Genomic DNA, 19,051 nt, shown 5'->3' on the forward strand with positions numbered 1-19,051 from the left:
GCCACCCGCTATGACAAGCTCGCGGCCAACTTCCTCGCCATGGTCCAGCTCGCCTCAATGCGGCTGTGGCTGCGCGCTTATGAGTCTACGACCTAGTATTGCGTCCTCGAAACCTGAATAATTAATATTGTGTCACCGAATTTTGCCGATGCGGCGTGGGCGAGGGAAACCTGTCGCCCTGTCCGGCATTGACCACGTCCATGCCCATTGCCTAAGTCATGAGCAGGAGACAGATTTTGGTGACCGAAGCGAAGGATAAGACCGTAACCACGCGCGGGGATGAGGTTACCACCGGAGGGCCCTTTGCGCCGCTTGCGGAGCCATTGTTTCGCCGCATCTGGTTCGCCAGCCTTTTTTCGAATTTCGGAACGCTGATCCAGGGTGTCGGTGCGTCCTGGGCGATGACGCAGATGACGGGCCGCGCCGATCTTGTCGCGATGGTCCAGTCGGCGACCTATGCGCCGGTGATGTTCGGCGCGGTTGTGGCGGGCGCAATTGCGGACATGTATGATCGTCGCAAGATCACCCTAGTCGCCCTTTCCATCTGTCTGGCGGGTGCAGTTGGTCTTGCAGCGTTTAGCGTGTTCGACTTGCTCACGCCGATCCTCCTGCTGGCATTTTGCTTCATCGTTGGGATCGGTACGGCTCTCTTCAATCCTGCCTGGCAATCCTCGGTGCGTGAACAGGTTCCGAAGAAGGACCTGGCGGCAGCGATCGGGCTCAACAGTATCAGTTTCAACGTTGCGCGCAGCTTCGGTCCGGCAATCGGCGGCGTGCTTGTGGCTGCTGCCGGTGTTGCCACCGCCTTCTCTATCAATGCATTGTCCTTCCTGCCGCTGCTGGTTGTCACCTATCTGTGGCGCCGCACGCCGGAGCGATCGCGTTTGCCACCCGAGGGAATGGCGCGCGCGGTGATTTCTGGCGCGCGCTACGTGATGCACTCGCCGTCGATTCGCACGATCTGCCTGCGCACCCTGCTCATTACGGTATGTGGGTCGTCGATCGCGGCGCTGATGCCGCTGATAGCCCGAGAAATGCTGCACGGCGATGCTACGACCTTCGGTTTCCTGCTCGGCATGTTCGGGATCGGAGCGGTTTGCGGCGTCGTTCCGCTGACTTGGCTTCGTCAGCGCTTGTCCAGCGAGAATATCGCGCTGATTACCACGGTCCTGATCGGCCTGTGCACGATCATTTTCGGGGTGAGCCGATCGTTGCCGCTTAGCGGCTTCGTCCTGCTGATCGCGGGTGGGGCATGGATGGTGGCGATTGCAGTGTGCAACATCAGTGTTCAGCTGACCGCTCCGCGCTGGGTCAGCGCACGTGCGCTTGCCATATTCCAATCGTCGTCGACGGCGGGCATCGTCGTCGGCAGCTGGGCCTGGGGGCAGGTCGCCCACGCGTACAGCAACGAAATGGCGCTGTTGGCATCCGGGCTGGCTGTGATCGTGGCGGCATCGGCGCGGTGGTGGCTGCCATTCCCGGATCTCGATGAGCGGGCCGACCATTCGCTCCATCCTGCGGGCGATCTTCCAGAAATCCGACTCGATTTGACCGGTCGGAGCGGGCCGGTGGTGATCGTGATCGAATATCGGGTGGATGTGGCCAGGGCACGCGAATTTTACGGCGTGATGCAGGAGGTCCAGCTTATCCGCCAACGGACGGGCGCCTATGGCTGGTCGATCGCGCGCGACGTCACCGATCCCGAGCTGTGGACCGAGCGCTACCATGCGCCGACCTGGCACGATTATTTGCGTCAGCGCAGCCGGCTGACTCTGGCCGAACATGATAAAACGGCGCAAGCCATGTCCTTCACCACGGAAGAGGGGGGCGTGCGCGTCCGGCGCTTCCTTGAGCGGCCTTTCGGATCGGTGCGCTGGACCGAGGACACGCCGGACAGCGGCGGCGATATCGCCTCACCATTGCCAACCGTCGAAATGGGGGCCTGAGAGGTCGAATGGGGCGTTTCAAACAGGCCTTCAGGCTTCGCGCATCCGGAACAGCGTACGGTCGGCCGCGGTGAAACCGAATTTCCAGATCACGATACCGAAACTGAGCAAGATCATCGGGATCCCGGCCGACAGTTCGAGCCATTCGGGCAGGCGCGTCATCCAATAGCCGACGACGGCGGCGGCAAGCGCGGCCCAGATCAGCGGCCAGCGCCAGCCGGAAACCGGCGCTTGTAGCAATTGCGCCAGCAGGCGAGATTTCATGATCGAGGATATGCCGAGCGCCAGCGCCAGCGCGATGGCCGGGCCCGCGGCCTGCGCCAGGATGGGGAGTTGCAGTTCGCGCATGGTGAGCACGATCGCGAAGCTCAGGGTGATCTGGATACCGATCATACCAAGCGAGATCATCAGGTTCATATGCCGCGCGACATAGATCAGGGCGGATTCGGAAACCGCGGCGGTGGCTGCCACCACTTCGGCGAACAGCAGGAAGGCCAGCGCACCGCTGCCGCCGACGAAATTCGGGCCGACCAGCCCCATCACGCCCGCGCCGGTAATCCCCAACGCCAGCCCGACCCCCGCCTGCGCGGCGATGATCCAGAAGCCGACCTGCCGCACCTGTTGCGCCACCGCCGGGCGGTTGCCGGCCTCGAGATTGCGGGTGATGACGGGCCCCAGGATCGGATCGAAGCTCGTCTTGAGTTTCTGCGGCAAAGAAGCGACCTGTTGCGCGACATAATAGATGCCGACGATCGGCGGCGCGAAGAACAGGCCGAGGATCGCGATGTCGAGCCGGCGCGATCCCCATTCGATCGCATCGGCGGCCGCAAGCGGCGCATTGCGCCGCGCGAGCAGAAACAGTCCGGCCGGGTGAGGTCGCCAGCCCGACGGCCAGCCGAAGCTGCGCAGCAGCGGCACGATCGAGGCGACCAGTGCGGCCCCCATCGAGACGACATAGGAGATGATCAGCCCGTCGCGCAGCGAATAAAAGGCCAGGCCGAAGGCGGCGATGCTGATCGTCCAGGGCTCGATGACCGACCGCGCCGTGACCGTGGCGGCGATATTGAGCCGGTAGGCGAGTGCGGCCAGCGCGATATCGGACCAGACGAGCGCGAAGATCGTCAGCGGCAGTAGCCATTCGAGCCCGTTGATCCCGCTGTTCGGAAACATCAGCTCCGGCACCGCGCCGAGGATGGTCGCCGCGAGCGCCGACGCAATCGCGCCGACGAGCAGTGCGTCCCATACCACATGAACATGCGGTCGATCGGTTGCCGACAATTGTTCGGCCAGGCCGCGCTTGAGGCCGAGGGTCGCAAGCTGGGCTGCGAACTCGACGATAATCACCGCATAAGCGAAGCGGCCCAGCGCTTCGGCGCCATACCAGCGGCCAGCGATGAACAGGAATGGCAGCCGCGCCGCGAGCCGAAGCAGGAAGCCGAAGAAGTTGGTCCGCCCGCCCTTGGCGAGCGCCTTGATATCGTCACCGTCCCCGGCCGGCGGGCAGAGGTCGGCGTGCAGGGGCATCGTCAATGTGCGGCGCCCCAGCTCTTGCCAGTGCCGATGTCGATGCCCAACGGGACGCTGAGCTTCACCAGGGGTTCGCACGCGCCGGCCATTACCGAGCGGATCACCGTCGATGCCGCCTCGACATCCTCGGGCGGCAGTTCGAACACCAGTTCGTCATGCACCTGCAGCAGCATGCGGACGTTCGGCAGGCCGGCGGCGGCCAGCGCGGGGTTCATCCGCAGCATCGCGCGCTTGATAATGTCGGCGCAGGTTCCCTGGATCGGCGCGTTGACCGCCTGCCGTTCGGCCGACTGGCGCTCGCCCTGCTTGGGGGAGCGTATCCACGGCAGGTGGGTCTTGCGGCCGAACAATGTGGTGGTGAACCCGCGATCGCGCACTTCGGACAGCGTTGTGGCGATATATTGGTTGATGCCGGGGAAGCGCGCGAAATAGCGGTCGATCATCCGCTGCGCTTCGTCGCGCGGCACTTCGAGCCGTCCGGCCAGCCCCCACGCCGAAATGCCGTAGAGGATCGAGAAGTTGATCGTCTTGGCGCGGGCGCGGGTATCGCGCGTCACCTCGCCGAACACTTCCTGCGCGGTCAGCGCGTGGATGTCGTCGCCTTTCGCGAAAGCCTCCTTCAGCGCCGGCACGTCGGCCATATGCGCGGCTAGCCTGAGTTCGATCTGCGAATAATCGGCCGCCAGGATCACCTTGCCCGGCTCGGCCACGAACGCGTCGCGGATGCGGCGGCCGATTTCGGTGCGGATCGGGATGTTCTGCAAGTTCGGATCCGTCGATGACAATCGCCCGGTCTGTGCGACCGCCATGCTGAAGCTGGTGTGAACACGCTGTGTTTGCGGGTTGATCTGCGCCTGCAGCGCATCGGTATAGGTCGACTTGAGCTTGGTGAGCTGGCGCCACTCGAGCACCAGCCGGGCGATCGGCGCTTCGTCCGCGAGCCGTTCAAGCTCGGTGACGTCGGTCGAATAGACGCCGGTCTTGCCCTTGCGGCCGCCCTTCAGGCCCATTCGTTCGAACAGCACTTCGCCGAGCTGCTTGGGGCTGCCGATCGTGAACGGGCCGCCGGCCGCTTCGTGGATCACGCCTTCCAGCCGGCCGATTTCCTTCGCGAATTCGGCCGATAGCCGCGCCAGTTCCTCGCGATCGACACGGATGCCGGCACGCTCCATTTCGGCGAGAACCGGCACCAGCGGCCGGTCCACGAGTTCATAGACGCGCGTCGCCGCTTCCTTGGCGAGCCGGCCCTTCAATTTCTGCCACAGGCGCAAGGTGACGTCGGCATCCTCGGCCGCATATTCGGTGGCGCGCTCGAGCGAGACCTTGTCGAAGCTGATCTGGGCCTTGCCGGTGCCACACACCGTCTTGAACTCTATGCACGCATGATCGAGGTGGCGTTGCGCCAGTTCGTCCATGCCATGCCCGCCCAAGCCCGCGTCAAGGTCGTATGACAGCAGCATCGTATCGTCATAGGGCGTCACGTTGACACCACAGCGGCCCAGAACGATCATGTCATATTTGATGTTCTGCCCGATCTTGAGGATCGACGGGTCGGCGAGCAGCGGCCTGAGCTTCTCCAGCACCAAGGCCTTGGGCATTTGCTTTGGCGTTTCGGACAATAGCCCGTCGCCGACATGGCCGATGGGGATGTAGCAGGCCTTGCCGGGCGCGGTCGCGAGGCTGATGCCGACCAGTTCGGCGCGTACCGGATCGACCGAATCGGTTTCGGTATCGACGGCGATGCGGCCACATTTGAAACCTTCGGCGATCCAGCGATCGAGCGCGTCCTCGTCGACCACGGTCTCATAGTTCTTATGCTCGAACGGCACAGCTTCCACTGGTGCGGGCGGCGGCGCTTCGGTGCCGGTCGGGGGCAGCGCCAGCAAGGTCGGGCCTCCGGACGTGGGGGCGCCGACCTTCGCCAGCAGCGACTTGAACCCCTGATCCTCCAGGAAGGCGCGCAAAGGCTCGGGCGGCAGGCCCTTCAGTTCGAGCGTGTCGAGCGGCTCGGGCAAAGGCGCATTGCATTCGAGCCGCACCAGTTCGCGCGACAGCCGGGCATTGTCGGCATGATCGATCAGCGACTGCTTGAGCTTCGGCTTGGTGATTTCCCCGACGCTGGCCAGCACGGTTTCGAGATTGCCATATTGCTGGATCAGCAGCGATGCGGTCTTCGGTCCGACTCCGGGTACGCCGGGAACGTTGTCGACCGAATCGCCCATCAAGGCGAGCACCTCACCCAGTTGCTCGGGCGGCACGCCGAATTTCTCGATCACATGCTCACGGCCGAGCCGACGGTTGTTCATCGTGTCGAGCATGTCGACGCCAGGCTCGATCAACTGCATCAGATCCTTGTCCGAGGAGACGATCGTCACCTGCCAGCCTTCGGCCAGCGCGGCCTTCACGTAGCAGGCGATGATATCGTCGGCCTCGAGCCCGATCGTCTCGATGCAGGGTACCGAGAACGCGCGGGTGGCGACGCGGATCAGCGGAAATTGCGGGATCAGATCTTCAGGCGGCGGCGGGCGATTGGCCTTGTACTTGTCGTACATGTCGTTGCGGAAGGTCTTCGACGATGCATCGAGAATGACGGCGAGATGGGTTGGCCCGTCGGCGTCGTGCAGCTCGTTGATGAGTTTCCACAGCATCGTCGTGAAGCCATAGACCGCGCCGGCGGGAATCCCGTGCCGGTTGGTCAGCGGCGGTAGCCGATGATAGGCCCGGAAAATATAGGCGGAGCCATCGACGAGATAGAGGTGCTTTGCAGACATGGCGCCGGAGATAGCAGGCAGGGCGGGGGCGCGAAACCCGGTGCGGAATCATATTGACGGGCGGGACGATGTCCTTTCAAAGGCGCTCCGAATTTACCCCGCCCCTACCTCCTTCCGTCACTCCCGCGAACGCGGGAACCCACGGATACGGCCTTCGGTACCTCCATCCATGGGTCCCCGCTTTCGCAGGGATGACGACTAAGGGGCCGTCGACGATCGACAAAAAGCGTTCTATTCCAATAGTCTGACTCTTGATTTGGCACCGATGCCCCAGGGCCCTTTGCAGGGAGATGGCGTCGATTACCGCGCCGCCGTCGCGAAACCGCCATCGACCCACACGAGCGGATCGATATCGTCATGATTGAGAACGCCTTCGACCCGGCCAATGAACAGCGTGTGGGTGCCGACGTCGAGCGTCGTCTCGGTCCGGCAGTTCAGGCTGGCCAGGGCATCGGCCAGTACTGGCAGCCCGTCCGCACCGGATACCCAATTGCCACGCTTGAAGCGCTCTCGCCCCCGCACCTGGCCGCTGAAGATGCCAACCAGATCGCGGTGTCGTTCGGACAGCAGGTTGACGCAAAAGCGCTTTTCGGCGTGCAAGGTCGGGTGAAGGCTGGCGGTGCGGTTTACGGCGACCAGCAGGGTGGGCGGATCGGCGCAGACCGATACCACGGCCGTGGCTGCCATTCCGGCCCAGCTGTCGCCTTGGCCCGACGTGACCAAAGCCACCGTCGTCGCCAGCCGGCGCATCGCCTGCCTGAAACCTTCATTCACCTGCTGGTCGGTCACCTGGTTCTCCCGCTTTCCCAGGACCGGGCTATAGAAAGCTTCGGATGAGAGCAACGAATTCGCCGGGCCGATCATGATGGGCCCAATGTCCGGCGTTCTCGATGATTTCGGTGCGCACCCTTGGAAAATCGGCGGCGCGCCCGTCGGTCACGGGATTTGAGGCCCAGCTTTCGGCGCCGTAGATCAGCAAGGTGTCGCAGGCGATCGCCTCCCGCAATATGCGGCGTTCCTCCCAGCTGACATCGTGCGGCGCCAGCGCCGCCATGGCGGGATCGGCCTTGAAGCAATAGCCGCCGTCGACCTGTTCGGTGCCGTTGATCGTCAGGCGCCGCGCGAGATCGGGCGAGAAATGCGGATTTTCGCCGTGCATGCGCGCCACTGCCTCATCGATCGTCGGATAGACGCGCCGCTGACGCGCGAGCGCGCGGCGCCGTTGCTCGATCCACATTCCCAGCCGCTCGGTGATAGGCTTCGTCATGCGTTCGGCATAGATTTTAGGTGACGGGCCCAGCCCTTCGATCAGGACGAGTTTTTCCACCCGCTCCGGTCTGATCGCGGCGTGGCGCAGCGCGATATTGCCGCCGAGCGAGTGGCCGATCACGGTCGCGCTTTCGATCTCCAGCGCATCGAACAGCATCGCATGATCGAAGAGATAATCGTTCATCCCATAGCTTGCGTCGGGCGACCACTGGCTATCGCCATGGCCGCGCAGATCGGGCGCGATGACCCGCCACTGGGGCAACAGTACCGGCACCAGATCGTCCCAGCTTCGGCCATGATCGCGGCCGCCATGCTGGAGGATCAGCGGCGGCGCGGCGGGATCGCCCCACTCGCTATAATGAAGGCGCAACCGCTGTGAGGTGAAGTGGCCCGATCGGGGTTCGCTGTTCGTGGCGGTGGGTGATGACAATGGTATAATTCCCCTGTGACTGGTCCGGTGTGGCCGTCGTGCCGGCGCGAATCCATCCGAACCCATGGCCCACGGCCGGGCGATCGTCACCCCAGCGAAGAGGCATAGGGAGAGGGGTGTCAAGCGTGTGCGCTGTTCCGGTACACGTTTCGCCGGGCTGCTAGCTGATCTGGCATCCGTCATCCAGCCCAAGGTCGCAGGCCCGCCTTCCTATTTATTTTCGAAAGCGTCTTCCGCCGGGAGGCCCGCCCACAATCCCGCAGGGCTTTCCAGCCAACGCAAGGAGGCTTTGTCCCCATCGAGCATCGCCCGCCAGAATGCGGTCGTCGCCGCGATCACGGTATTGCGGATATGCGCGGTCGGCTGTCCGCCGGTGACGGTGCGCTGATACTGGCCGGCGAACATGACATGTGTGCCACCCGACAGAACGAGCAGGAATTTGTTGCCGGGCGGCATCAGCCGAAACGGCAATTGCCGTTGCCGCGCGGTGATCGGGATGATCATCGGCAGTTCATCGGCGGTGCCGGTGATCGACAGGAAGGGAATGCGGATCGATGCGAAGGCCGCCTCTGCCGAGCCGGTCAGCGGCGGCGATGGGCTGAATCCGATCGCTGCTTTCACCCGGCTATCGGCCAGCGACGGTTCGAACCGCGGCTCGAAACTCTGCCCGGCAATCGCCTGCGTGGTCAGCGCGCCGAAGCTGTGCCCGGCCATGCCGATCCGTTTGTGGTCGATCCGGGCAAGATCGCACGCGCCCTCGATCGGCCGCCGCGCCAGTTCGTTGAGCACGAACTGGATATCGCGCGCGCGGACGATCAGCTGCCCGTCGTTCAGCGCCGAGCGGAAATTGCGCTTGCCGAAAACCGCGCTGTCGCTGCCGAAATGCTGAACGTTGACGACCGCAAACCCGTCGCCCGCCCACGCGCGCGCCCAGATCGCGCCGGCATCGAGCGATCCGCCGAGGCCGTGGCTGAAGATGATGACGGGCACCCGGCCATTGCCGGCGGGCATGCGGATGCGCACCGGAACCTCGCGGTTGCGAGAGGTGTCCAGCCAGATGGCGTTGCAGGTCGTGATCGGCGCGGCCGCCGGAAGGTCGGCCGGAAACATCAGGAGGGTGAGTGTCAGCAAGCGAAAAAAGCGCATGCCTGACTTGTAGAGCGGAGCGGGCGGGACCGAAAGCCGCAAAGCCCTGTCGCTAGTGCGACATATTTGCAACATGAACCGGAGATTTACAGATCGTTACGGACTTGTTCCTCCTTGCGCCGCTTCAATATTGCAGTGCGGTACGTTTCTCCGTAGCAAAACCGTCATATCGCGACAGCATAGAGGGGCTATCGGGCATCAGGTGCTGCCGTGGCGTAATTATATTGCGAAAAGAACAGGGGAATTGTTACATGAAAAAACTTTTGCTGAGCTGCGGCATCGCCGCGCTCGCTACGTCCGCGGCATATGGTCAGTCGACGGGTTCGGTTGATTTTGATCATTCTGAGATCATCGTCACCGGCGCGAAGACCGACAAGGGCGTCGCAGGTGTCGTTACACCCGACAGCACCAAGACGCAGGCCGTGTTGACGCAAACCTTCATCAAGAATCAGCGCCCCGGCCAGTCGATCAACGAAATCATTAACATGCTGCCTGGTGTCAGCTTCCAGAACAACGATGCCTATGGTTCGTCGGGCGGCACCCTCTCGATCCGCGGTTTCGATGCGTCGCGCATCTCGCAGACCTTCGACGGCCTGCCGCTGAACGATACCGGCAATTACGCGCTTTTTTCCAACCAGCAGCTCGACCCCGAGTTGATTGAGCAGGTCAACGTCAACCTCGGCACCACCGATATCGATAGCCCCACCGCATCGGCGACCGGTTCAACGGTGAACTATCGCACCCGCAATCCGACCGAGGATTTTCATATCCGTCTTCAGGGTTCGGCGGGCGAAAGCGGCTTCTTCCGTGTGTTCGGCGTTATCGACACCGGTGTGTTCACCCCATTCGGCACGCGTGCGTTCTTCGCCGCGAGCTCGGCAGATTCCTACAATCCGTACCAGCATACGTCCAAGACGCATAAGACCCAATATAACGCCAAGATCTATCAGCCGATCGGCGACAGCGGCGACTTCATCTCCATCGCGGGGCATTATAACCGGAACCGCAACGGGAATTTCTCATCATTGCCGCTGCGTATCGATCAGGTCCAGTCGACCACGAACCCGGCCCTGCGTCTGGTCGGTTCTAACGCCGGCAATCGCTTCCCGCTGACCCGCGCAGAGCGCGATTATACGCTTCCGAGCTGTCAGGGCGACACGCCGCAAGCCGGCGTAGCCGATGTACCGCAGAGCTCGGTAGTGCAGGGCGTCTCCGTCGTTTGCGGCAGCTTGTTCGACTACAGTTTCAACCCTTCGAACACCGGCAACATTCGTGTCCAGTCGAAGTTCACGTTGGCTGACGGCCTGGTTCTGACGATCGATCCCAGCTTTCAGTATACCAAGGCAAATGGCGGCAACAGTGCGGTCAAGGGCAATGAAGGTTTCTATAACCGGACCGGCACGGTCGCGACTGGCCTGACGGGATATATTGGCGGTCAGCCTTATTTCGGTGGCGTCGACCTGAATGGCGACGGTGACGTTCTCGATACACCGACGTCGACCACGGTCAACACGACCCGTGGCGTCGAAGTCTATGCGCCCAGCCATACCGAGACGCATCGCTTCGGCGTGCTCAGCTCGCTGCGTTATGACTTCAGCGACACGCAAACCGTCCGCATCAACTATTCGCTGGATTATGGCCGCCATCGCCAGACTGGACCCGTGACGGTGTTGGCCGAGGATGGACATACCATCAACGTGTTCCCGATCGACAATCCGCTGAAGGACAGCACGGGTGCGCCGATCCAGAAGCGGAACCGCAAATCGCTGGCGATCCTCAACCAGGTGTCGGGCGAATATCGCGGCGAGTTCTTCGACGACAAGTTGACGGTGAAGCTCGGCGTGAAGGCGCCGTTCTTCAAGCGCGACTTGACCAATTATTGCGTCACCGAGGCCGGCGGCACCTTCGTCGATTGTTTCAACAGCCCGACGAGCCAGACAGCCTTCCTCGCGGCAAACCCGACCTACATTCCGCCGATCCATCGCGTGATCAAATATAACAAGGTGCTGCCGAGCGCGGGCCTGACCTACAAGCTGGCGCCGAAGGTCAGCATGTATGCCAGCTACAATAAGAGCTTGCAGGTTCCTGGTACAGATAACCTGTACCAGTCGCTCGGCTTCGCTGTAGGAACGGCGAACCCGGTCCCCGAGACAGCCGACAACTTCGACGTCGGCATGCGCTATACGTCGAGTAAGATCCAGGCGCAGGTTGCGGGCTGGTACACGGTTTTCAGCAACCGTCTTGCCTCGGCTTATGATCGCGATCTCAACATCTCGATTTACCGGAATCTCGGCAAGGTCGACAAATATGGTGTCGATGCCAACCTTGCGTATCAGCCAATCCCGGAAGTCTCGCTCTATGTCTTCGGCTCCTATTTGAAGTCGAAAATTAGGGACAATGTCGAACTCGGCGCGTGCACGGCGGCTCAGGTCACCTCGGGCGCGTCTGCCGGTGTCGGCAACTGCACCACGGTCGGTCAGACCATCTTCGCTTTGACGGCGGGCAAGCGTGAATCGGCAGCGCCGATCTACACGGCCGGCGGTCGTGTCGAAGGCACGCTCGGACCGGTTCTGCTCGGCGTCCAGGCGAAGCGCACGGGTTCGCGCTACGTCAACGACCAGAACCTTCCGGTCACGATCGCGGGTTCGGGCCAAGTCTATGGCGCGAAGGCCATTGGCTATACGGTAGTAGATGCCGATGCCCGGGTTTCACTCAAGTTCCTGGGCTTGAACGATCAAACCTTCCTGCAGCTCAACGTGACCAACATCTTCGACAAACTGTATGTCGCGGGTTTCTCAGGCAGCCTGATCTCGACCTCGGCGCCCTTCGCTTTCGTCGGCGCGCCGCGGACCTTCAGTGGAACGCTCAGCGTCGGCTTCTGATCGATCCAGTTCCTAATGATAAAACCCCGTCGCCTTTCCGGGCGGCGGGGTTTTTCTTTGTCGGCTATTTTCCGTGGCCATCGAACGCGCTACCGGAGGCGCTTGGTGATTGGGGAGAGTTTACCCGTGAAAACGCGTGCCGCCGTCGCATTCGAAGCGAAGAAACCGCTGGAGATCGTCGAACTCGATCTGGAGGGCCCCAAGGCGGGCGAGGTGCTGGTCGAGATCATGGCGACCGGCATCTGCCATACCGATGCCTATACGCTCGACGGCTTCGACAGCGAGGGGATCTTCCCGTCGATCCTCGGCCATGAAGGCGCGGGCATCGTGCGCGAGGTGGGGGCTGGTGTCACCAGCGTGAAGCCGGGCGATCATGTGATCCCGCTTTACACGCCCGAATGCCGCCAGTGCAAAAGCTGCCTCAGCGGCAAGACCAACCTGTGCACCGCGATCCGCGCGACGCAGGGGCAGGGGCTGATGCCCGATGGCACCAGCCGCTTCAGCTATAAGGGGCGGACGATCTTCCATTATATGGGCTGCTCGACCTTCTCGAACTTCACCGTGCTGCCCGAAATCGCGGTGGCGAAGATCCGCGACGACGCGCCGTTCGACAAGAGCTGCTATATCGGCTGCGGGGTTACGACCGGGGTGGGGGCGGTGGTCAATACCGCGAAGGTTACGCCAGGATCGAACGTCATCGTGTTCGGCCTGGGCGGCATCGGTTTGAACGTGTTGCAGGGCGCGAAGATGGTGGGGGCCGACAAGATCGTCGGCGTCGACATCAATCCCGCGCGCGAGGAATGGGGCAGGCGCTTCGGCATGACCCATTTCGTCAATCCGAAGCAGATCGAAGGCGACATCGTCCAGCATCTCGTCGCGCTCACCGATGGTGGCGCCGATTATACCTTTGATTGTACCGGCAACACGACGGTGATGCGCCAGGCGCTCGAGGCCTGCCATCGCGGCTGGGGCGTCTCCACCGTGATCGGCGTTGCCGAGGCGGGCAAGGAAATCAGCACGCGGCCGTTCCAGCTCGTCACCGGGCGCGTGTGGAAGGGATCGGCATTCGGCGGCGCGCGGGGCCGCACCGACGTGCCGAAGATCGTCGACTGGTATATGAACGGCAAGATCGAGATCGATCCGATGATCACCCATGTGCTGAGCCTCGAGGAGATCAACAGGGGCTTCGATCTGATGCATGCCGGGGAGAGCATCCGCAGCGTGGTGGTGTTCTAAGGTCATTCCTCCCCGAACTTGTTCGGGGAGGGGGACCATGCGCAGCATGGTGGAGGGGCGCCGTGTCAGCGGCGGCTACGCCACCGCCCCCTCCACCGCTCTTCGAGCGGTCCTCCTCCCCGTTCCGGGGAGGAATTTGGAAGACAAGACATGACTCTCGAGACCATATCGGCGAACCGGGCCTTTGGCGGGGTGCAGGGCGTGTACAAGCACGCCAGCACCTCCACAGGCACCGACATGACATTCGGCGTCTATGTGCCGCCGCATGCCGAAGGCGCCACGCTGCCGGTCGTATGGTACCTGTCGGGCCTCACCTGCACCCACGCCAACGTCACCGAGAAAGGCGAATTTCGGCGGGCGTGCGCGGAGCTCGGCCTGATCTTCGTTGCCCCCGATACGTCGCCGCGCGGCGAAGGCGTGCCCGACGATCCGGCGGGCGCCTATGATTTCGGTCTGGGTGCCGGCTTCTATGTCGATGCGACCGAGGCGCCGTTCGCGCACCATTATCGGATGTGGAGCTATATCACCGAAGAATTGCCGGCTTTGATCGCCGTGGAATTTCCGGCCGATATGGATCGCCAGTCGATCATGGGGCACTCGATGGGCGGGCACGGCGCGCTGACGATCGGGCTGACCTTTCCCGATCGCTATCGATCGGTTTCGGCCTTCGCGCCGATCGTTGCGCCGGGGCAGGTGCCGTGGGGCCATAAGGCGCTCGGGGGCTATCTCGGCGAGGATCGGACGGCGTGGCGCAGGCACGATGCGGTGGCGCTGATCGAGGATGGTGCACGAGTGAAGGATCTGCTCGTCGATCAGGGTGACGCGGACGGTTTCCTGGCCGAACAGCTCAAGCCCAACCTGCTTGCGGTCGCCTGTACCGATGCGCGGATCCCGCTGACGCTGCGCCTGCAGCCTGGCTATGATCACAGCTATTACTTCATCTCGACGTTCATGGAAGATCATCTGCGCTGGCATGCGGAGAGGTTGGGCCAACTCCCTCGCCCCCTTTAGGGGGAGAGAGGGCAGGGGAGAGGGGGCCGAGGGGAAGAGGTTCGCGACGGAGCCTCCAGCACTGCCCCCTCTCCCAACCCTCTCCCCCTAAAGGGGGCGAGGGCTTTGTCATCACAACGCCAGCTTGGTCGTGAGCTTGACCTCCTCGAGCACCGCATAGGTTCGTGTTTCGCGCACGCCGGGCATTGCGGTCAGGATGTCGCCGAGAAAGCTGCGATAGGCGCCCATGTCGGACACGCGGACTTTCAGCAGATAATCGAACCCGCCCGCGACCATATGGCATTCCATCACCTGCGGCACGCGGCGGACATGGGCGGAGAAGGCCGAGAAGACATCGTCGGTGGTGCGATCGAGCAAAACTTCGATGAAGATCATCAGTGCCTGATCGAGCTTCTCGGGATCGAGCAAGGCGGTATAGCCGGTGATCACCCCGCGTTCGCGCAGCCGCTTCACCCGGTCGAAACAGGCGGCCGGCGACAGCCCGCACGCGGCGGCGAGCGCCTGGTTGGTGATTCGCCCGTCGTCCTGGAGAACGCGCAATAATCGGCGATCGGTGTCATCGATCGAAGGAAGTTTCGGTTCCGCTGCCATCGTTCGCCCGCTTCTTCGGATTTGATGCCCGTAATATGAAGCACCTTCGGTCATATTCGCAATATGATGATGTTCAGACGGCGATCGGTGCCGGCCCGCGGAGAATCATATGGCGCAGCAGCTTTCGGTCTGGGATCGCATCGACGACGGCAAATATGCCGATGAGGCGAGCGTCATCCGTAACCTGATCGAGCGTCAGCCGCTGTCAGCCTCGGCGCGGACGAGCGTGGTGACCGAGGCGATCGCGCTGGTCGAGGCCGCGCGGGCATCGACCCGCAAACAAGGCGTGGTCGAGAGTTTCCTGCAGGAATTCTCGTTGGGCACGCGCGAGGGGCTCGCCTTGATGTGCCTCGCCGAGGCGCTGCTGCGCACCCCCGATGCCGAAACCCGCGACCGGCTGATCGCCGAGAAGATCGGATCGGCCGACTGGGCGAGCCATATCGGCCGATCCGACAGCCTGTTCGTCAATGCCTCGACCTGGGGGCTGATGCTGACCGGCCGGCTGATCGATGTCGATGATGAAGCGAAGCGCGATCTCGGCGGGTTCCTCAAGCGGGTGACGGCGCGGGTCGGCGAGCCGGTGATCCGGCAGGCGGTGGGCGCCGCGGTGCGGATGATGGGCGAGCAGTTCGTGCTCGGCCGCACGATCGGCGACGCGCTGGGCCGGGCGAAGAAGGAGAATTATCTCTGCTCGTTCGACATGCTCGGCGAGGGCGCGCGCACCGCCGCCGATGCCGAGCGCTATGAACATATCTATGCCGCGGCGATCGAGGCGGTCGGCAAGGCGAGCGGTGGCGCCGGGCCCGAACTCGGCCATGGTATTTCGGTCAAGCTGTCGGCGCTGTCGCCGCGCTACGAGGCGGTGCAGGAAGCGCGCGTCTGGGAGGAACTCTATCCGCGGATCAGGCGGCTGGCGCTGATCGCCGCGCGCCATGACCTCAATTTCGCGATCGATGCCGAGGAGGCCGATCGGCTGGTGCTGTCGCTGAAGTTGATCGACCGGCTCGCGCATGAGGCAGAGCTTGGCGAATGGACCGGGCTGGGCGTGGTCGTGCAGGCCTATCAGAAGCGCGGACCCGCGGTGATCGCGGCGCTCGCGAAGCTGGCGCAGGACAGCGGACGGCGGATCATGGTGCGACTGGTCAAGGGCGCCTATTGGGATAGCGAGATCAAGCGCGCGCAGGTCGCGGGCCGGCCCGATTATCCGGTCTATACAACCAAGCCGGCGACCGACCTGGCCTATCTGGTCTGCGCGAAGGCGCTGATCGATGCGGCGCCGGCGCTCTATCCGCAATTCGCCACCCACAATGCCCACACATTGGCGGCGGTGCGGAATATGGCCGCCGAGGCCGATGTCACCATCGAGCATCAACGGCTCCACGGCATGGGCGAAGCGCTCTATCGCGCCGCCGAGACGCTTTATGGCAAGCTCCGTCTGCGCGCTTATGCGCCGGTCGGGGGGCATGAGGAATTGCTGCCCTATCTGGTGCGCCGGCTGCTCGAAAATGGCGCGAATACCAGCTTCGTTCACGCTTTGCTCGACGATCGGGTGCCCGCCGATCTGGTGGTGGCCGATCCGATCGTGGCGGTGCTCGCGCATCCTGACAGGCACGCGCGGATCGCGCTGCCGGCCGATATCTACGGCCCGAGCCGGCGCAACCCGCAGGGCCGCGACTATAGTATCCACGAACAGCGCGTTACGGCCAACCGGCTGACCGGTCTGGTCGCGGCCGAACGGATCGCGGCCGGCGCAATCGTCGGTGGCAAGACGGTCGTGGCGCCCGCGCAGCCGGTCACCAGTCCGGCCGATCGTACCCGCGTGATCGGCCATACCGCTGACGCGACCCCGGCCGATATCGACGCTGCGATCATCCTCGCGCGCAAGGCGCAGCCGCGCTGGAACCGGGCCGGCGGCGCGGGCCGGGCGGTGGTGCTGCGCGCGATGGGCGATGCGCTGGATGGGGAGTTCGACGAACTGGTGGCGTTGCTGTCGTTGGAGGCGGGCAAGACGCTTAACGATGGCGTCGCCGAAGTACGCGAGGCGATCGATTTCTGTCGTTATTATGCCGATCTCGCCGAGCGGCAGTTCGGCGCGCCGACATTGCTGCCGGGTCCAGTCGGCGAGGTGAACCAGCTGGAGCTGGCCGGGCGCGGCGTGTTCGCCTGCATATCCCCGTGGAATTTCCCGCTGGCGATCTTCACCGGGCAGATCGTCGCGGCACTGGCCGCCGGCAACGCTGTCCTCGCCAAGCCCGCCGAGCAGACGCCGTTGATCGCCACGCGCGCGGTGCGGCTGTTCCACAAGGCCGGGCTCGATCCGGCGCTGCTGACGCTGCTGCCCGGCGATGGCGCGACGGTCGGCGCGGCGTTGGTCGCGCATCCGGGGATCGACGGCGTCGCCTTCACCGGCGGTACCGAGACAGCCTGGGCGATCAACCGCGCACTGGCTGCGCGCAATGGTCCGATCATCCCGTTCATTGCCGAGACCGGCGGGCTCAACGGCATGTTTGTCGACACGACCGCGCTCAAGGAGCAGGTGGTTGACGATGTCATCCTGTCGGCGTTCGGTTCGGCGGGGCAGCGTTGCTCGGCGTTGCGGCTGCTGTTCGTGGCGCACGACAGTGCTGACGAGATGATCGCGACCTTGAAGGGCGCGATGGCGGCTTTGGTGATCGGCGATCCGGCCAATCCCGCGACCGATGTCGGCCCGGTGATCGATGCCGATGCGCGTGCGGCGCTGGAGCGGCACCGCGAGCGGCTGAAGCGCGAGGCTATGATCCTTCACGAATGTGCGGCCCCGCAAGGCGGCGACTATTTCGCGCCGCTGCTGGCGGAGATCCCATCGGCCGACTTCCTCGAGCGTGAGATATTCGGTCCGATCCTGCACGTCGTGCGCTACGATCCGGCCGATCTGGCGAAGGTCGCCGGCGCGCTCGCCGCGCGGCGTTATGGGCTGACGCTCGGCATCCACAGCCGCATCGAGCGTTTCGCCGAAGAGGTGCGCGCGCTGGTGCCGGCGGGCAATGTCTATGTGAATCGATCGATCATCGGCGCGGTCGTCGGCGTGCAGCCGTTCGGCGGCGAGGGCTTGTCCGGCACCGGGCCGAAGGCCGGCGGCCCGCATGCGTTATTGCGCTATGCGGTCGAGCGCGCGGTCTCGGTCAACATCACCGCGCAGGGCGGCGATCCGGCCTTGCTCAACTTGTGAGGAGGCGGGCCGGCATTGCGGGTCGCGAAGACCAACAATCGCACCAGCAACGTACAGCCACTTGAACTCCTGTCGCGCATGAACTTAGCCCCCTTTGTCCTTGCAGAGGCCGTATTGCATCGCGGGATGACAGGGGGATGACTGATTGCTTCGTTTGGCTGGACGGTTTGCCCCACCCCAACCCCTCCCCTAAAGGGGAGGGGCTTGCTGAGGCGAGCGGGTGGCAAAAAAGCCCCTCCCCTTCAGGGGAGGGGTTGGGGTGGGGCAGGCCGATTATGATCACCATACCACCGATCTGGTCCCTGGCCCTCTTCGGCGCGCTGTTCGGCGCGATCATCGGCAGTTTCGTCGCGACGCTCGTGCTGCGCTGGCCCGCCGGCCAGTCGGTCGCGAGAGGGCGGTCGGCCTGCGATGGCTGCGGCAAGGCGTTGTCGGCGATCGATCTCGTTCCGCTGGCCAGCTTTGTCGCCTATCGCGGCCGTGCACGCTGTTGCGGCGCGCCGATCGCCGGCTTGCATCCGCTGACCGAGGCGCTTGCGGCGGCGATTGGAGCCGCGGCATTCGGCCTCGCCCCGATGCCTGACGCGCTCGCCGGCGCATTGTTCGGGTGGATATTGCTCACGCTTGCTTTGCTCGACTGGCGCCACCTCTGGCTGCCCGAACCGCTCACGATCGGCCTCGCGATCGCCGGGCTCGCGATCGGCTGGCTCGGCATCGGGGCCCCGCTGCCCGACCGGCTGATCGGCGGGATCGCCGGGTTCGTTGTGTTCGAGGCGATCCGGCTCGGCTATCGCTGGCTGCGCGGACGCGAGGGGATGGGCGGCGGCGATGTGCGGCTGTTCGGGGCGATCGGGCTGTGGCTTGGCTGGCGTGCCTTGCCGATCGTGCTGCTGATGGCCAGCCTTGCCGGGCTCGCATGGGCGCTGGTGCTGGTCGTCGGCCGCAAGGGGCCGGTCGGCAAGGTGCCGTTCGGCGCGTTCCTGTCGCTCGCGGCATGGTTGGTGTGGCTCATCCCATAATTCCTCCCCGGAACG

12 protein-coding genes and 1 pseudogene are annotated in these 19,051 nt (G+C 63.8%); 7 read left to right on the plus strand and 6 right to left on the minus strand.

What is annotated here, in order from left to right; genetic code table 11:
* Positions 1–96 (plus strand): annotated as a pseudogene (locus BLS13_RS20445) (IS5/IS1182 family transposase); the annotation flags it as partial.
* 143 nt (positions 97–239) lie between these two features.
* The gene (locus BLS13_RS16200; RefSeq protein WP_256325932.1) at positions 240–1,946 is read left to right on the plus strand and encodes an MFS transporter; all 1,707 of its coding nucleotides are present in this window, start codon (positions 240–242) and stop codon (positions 1,944–1,946) included.
* Positions 1,947–1,976: 30 nt separating this feature from the next.
* Here the strand turns inward: BLS13_RS16200 and BLS13_RS16205 are convergent, their stop codons facing one another.
* The 5 genes from BLS13_RS16205 to BLS13_RS16225 all read right to left on the minus strand — a co-directional run bounded on the left by BLS13_RS16205 (position 1,977) and on the right by BLS13_RS16225 (position 9,089).
* Entirely contained in the window at positions 1,977–3,470 is a 1,494-nt protein-coding gene (locus BLS13_RS16205) for a lipopolysaccharide biosynthesis protein (RefSeq protein ID WP_093453689.1), read from the minus strand.
* Between the two features lie 2 nt (positions 3,471–3,472).
* Positions 3,473–6,244 carry a DNA polymerase I gene (polA, locus tag BLS13_RS16210; RefSeq protein WP_093453690.1) on the minus strand — a complete coding sequence of 924 codons (2,772 nt, stop codon included), beginning with the start codon at positions 6,242–6,244 and terminating at the stop codon, positions 3,473–3,475.
* Between the two features lie 300 nt (positions 6,245–6,544).
* The gene (locus BLS13_RS16215; RefSeq protein WP_093453788.1) at positions 6,545–7,033 is read right to left on the minus strand and encodes a flavin reductase family protein; all 489 of its coding nucleotides are present in this window, start codon (positions 7,031–7,033) and stop codon (positions 6,545–6,547) included.
* Between the two features lie 28 nt (positions 7,034–7,061).
* Complete coding sequence (locus BLS13_RS16220) at positions 7,062–7,943, minus strand: alpha/beta fold hydrolase (RefSeq protein WP_256325933.1); 882 nt, start codon at positions 7,941–7,943, stop codon at positions 7,062–7,064.
* A gap of 210 nt (positions 7,944–8,153) precedes the next feature.
* Positions 8,154–9,089 carry an alpha/beta hydrolase family protein gene (locus BLS13_RS16225; RefSeq protein WP_176943634.1) on the minus strand — a complete coding sequence of 312 codons (936 nt, stop codon included), beginning with the start codon at positions 9,087–9,089 and terminating at the stop codon, positions 8,154–8,156.
* Between the two features lie 251 nt (positions 9,090–9,340).
* Here BLS13_RS16225 and BLS13_RS16230 point away from each other — a divergent pair, with 251 nt between their 5' ends.
* From BLS13_RS16230 to fghA, 3 genes are all read left to right on the plus strand, one after another.
* On the plus strand, positions 9,341–11,971 hold the full coding sequence (locus BLS13_RS16230) for a TonB-dependent receptor (RefSeq protein ID WP_093453693.1): 2,631 nt from the start codon (positions 9,341–9,343) through the stop codon (positions 11,969–11,971).
* Positions 11,972–12,097: 126 nt separating this feature from the next.
* Complete coding sequence (locus BLS13_RS16235) at positions 12,098–13,207, plus strand: S-(hydroxymethyl)glutathione dehydrogenase/class III alcohol dehydrogenase (RefSeq protein ID WP_093453695.1); 1,110 nt, start codon at positions 12,098–12,100, stop codon at positions 13,205–13,207.
* Positions 13,208–13,357: 150 nt separating this feature from the next.
* On the plus strand, positions 13,358–14,218 hold the full coding sequence (fghA, locus tag BLS13_RS16240) for an S-formylglutathione hydrolase (RefSeq protein ID WP_093453696.1): 861 nt from the start codon (positions 13,358–13,360) through the stop codon (positions 14,216–14,218).
* A 111-nt stretch (positions 14,219–14,329) separates the two neighbouring features.
* On the opposite strand, the gene BLS13_RS16245 is transcribed toward fghA, so the two are convergent.
* The gene (locus tag BLS13_RS16245; protein ID WP_176943635.1) at positions 14,330–14,809 is read right to left on the minus strand and encodes an Lrp/AsnC ligand binding domain-containing protein; all 480 of its coding nucleotides are present in this window, start codon (positions 14,807–14,809) and stop codon (positions 14,330–14,332) included.
* Between the two features lie 109 nt (positions 14,810–14,918).
* Between BLS13_RS16245 and putA the strand changes: the two genes are divergently transcribed.
* Both putA and BLS13_RS16255 read left to right on the plus strand, forming a co-directional pair.
* Positions 14,919–18,017 (plus strand): bifunctional proline dehydrogenase/L-glutamate gamma-semialdehyde dehydrogenase PutA, encoded by a 3,099-nt coding sequence (putA, locus tag BLS13_RS16250; RefSeq protein ID WP_093453699.1) that lies wholly within the window; start codon positions 14,919–14,921, stop codon positions 18,015–18,017.
* Positions 18,018–18,292: 275 nt separating this feature from the next.
* Entirely contained in the window at positions 18,293–19,036 is a 744-nt protein-coding gene (locus tag BLS13_RS16255; RefSeq protein ID WP_093453701.1) for a prepilin peptidase, read from the plus strand.
* Positions 19,037–19,051: the final 15 nt, after the last annotated feature.

Origin of the sequence: Sphingomonas sp. YR710, assembly GCF_900101455.1 — a bacterium.
Taxonomy (GTDB): Bacteria; Pseudomonadota; Alphaproteobacteria; order Sphingomonadales; family Sphingomonadaceae; genus Rhizorhabdus.

Bases quoted from the DNA above. Each gene is read 5' to 3' on its own strand.
- BLS13_RS16245 (WP_176943635.1), bottom strand. From the start codon at position 14,809: ATGGCAGCGGAACCGAAACTTCCTTCGATCGATGACACCGATCGCCGA.
- BLS13_RS16205 (WP_093453689.1), bottom strand. From the start codon at position 3,470: ATGCCCCTGCACGCCGACCTCTGCCCGCCGGCCGGGGACGGTGACGAT.
- fghA (WP_093453696.1), top strand. From the start codon at position 13,358: ATGACTCTCGAGACCATATCGGCGAACCGGGCCTTTGGCGGGGTGCAG.
- putA (WP_093453699.1), top strand. From the start codon at position 14,919: ATGGCGCAGCAGCTTTCGGTCTGGGATCGCATCGACGACGGCAAATAT.
- BLS13_RS16225 (WP_176943634.1), bottom strand. From the start codon at position 9,089: ATGCGCTTTTTTCGCTTGCTGACACTCACCCTCCTGATGTTTCCGGCC.
- polA (WP_093453690.1), bottom strand. From the start codon at position 6,244: ATGTCTGCAAAGCACCTCTATCTCGTCGATGGCTCCGCCTATATTTTC.
- BLS13_RS16230 (WP_093453693.1), top strand. From the start codon at position 9,341: ATGAAAAAACTTTTGCTGAGCTGCGGCATCGCCGCGCTCGCTACGTCC.
- BLS13_RS16255 (WP_093453701.1), top strand. From the start codon at position 18,293: ATGATCACCATACCACCGATCTGGTCCCTGGCCCTCTTCGGCGCGCTG.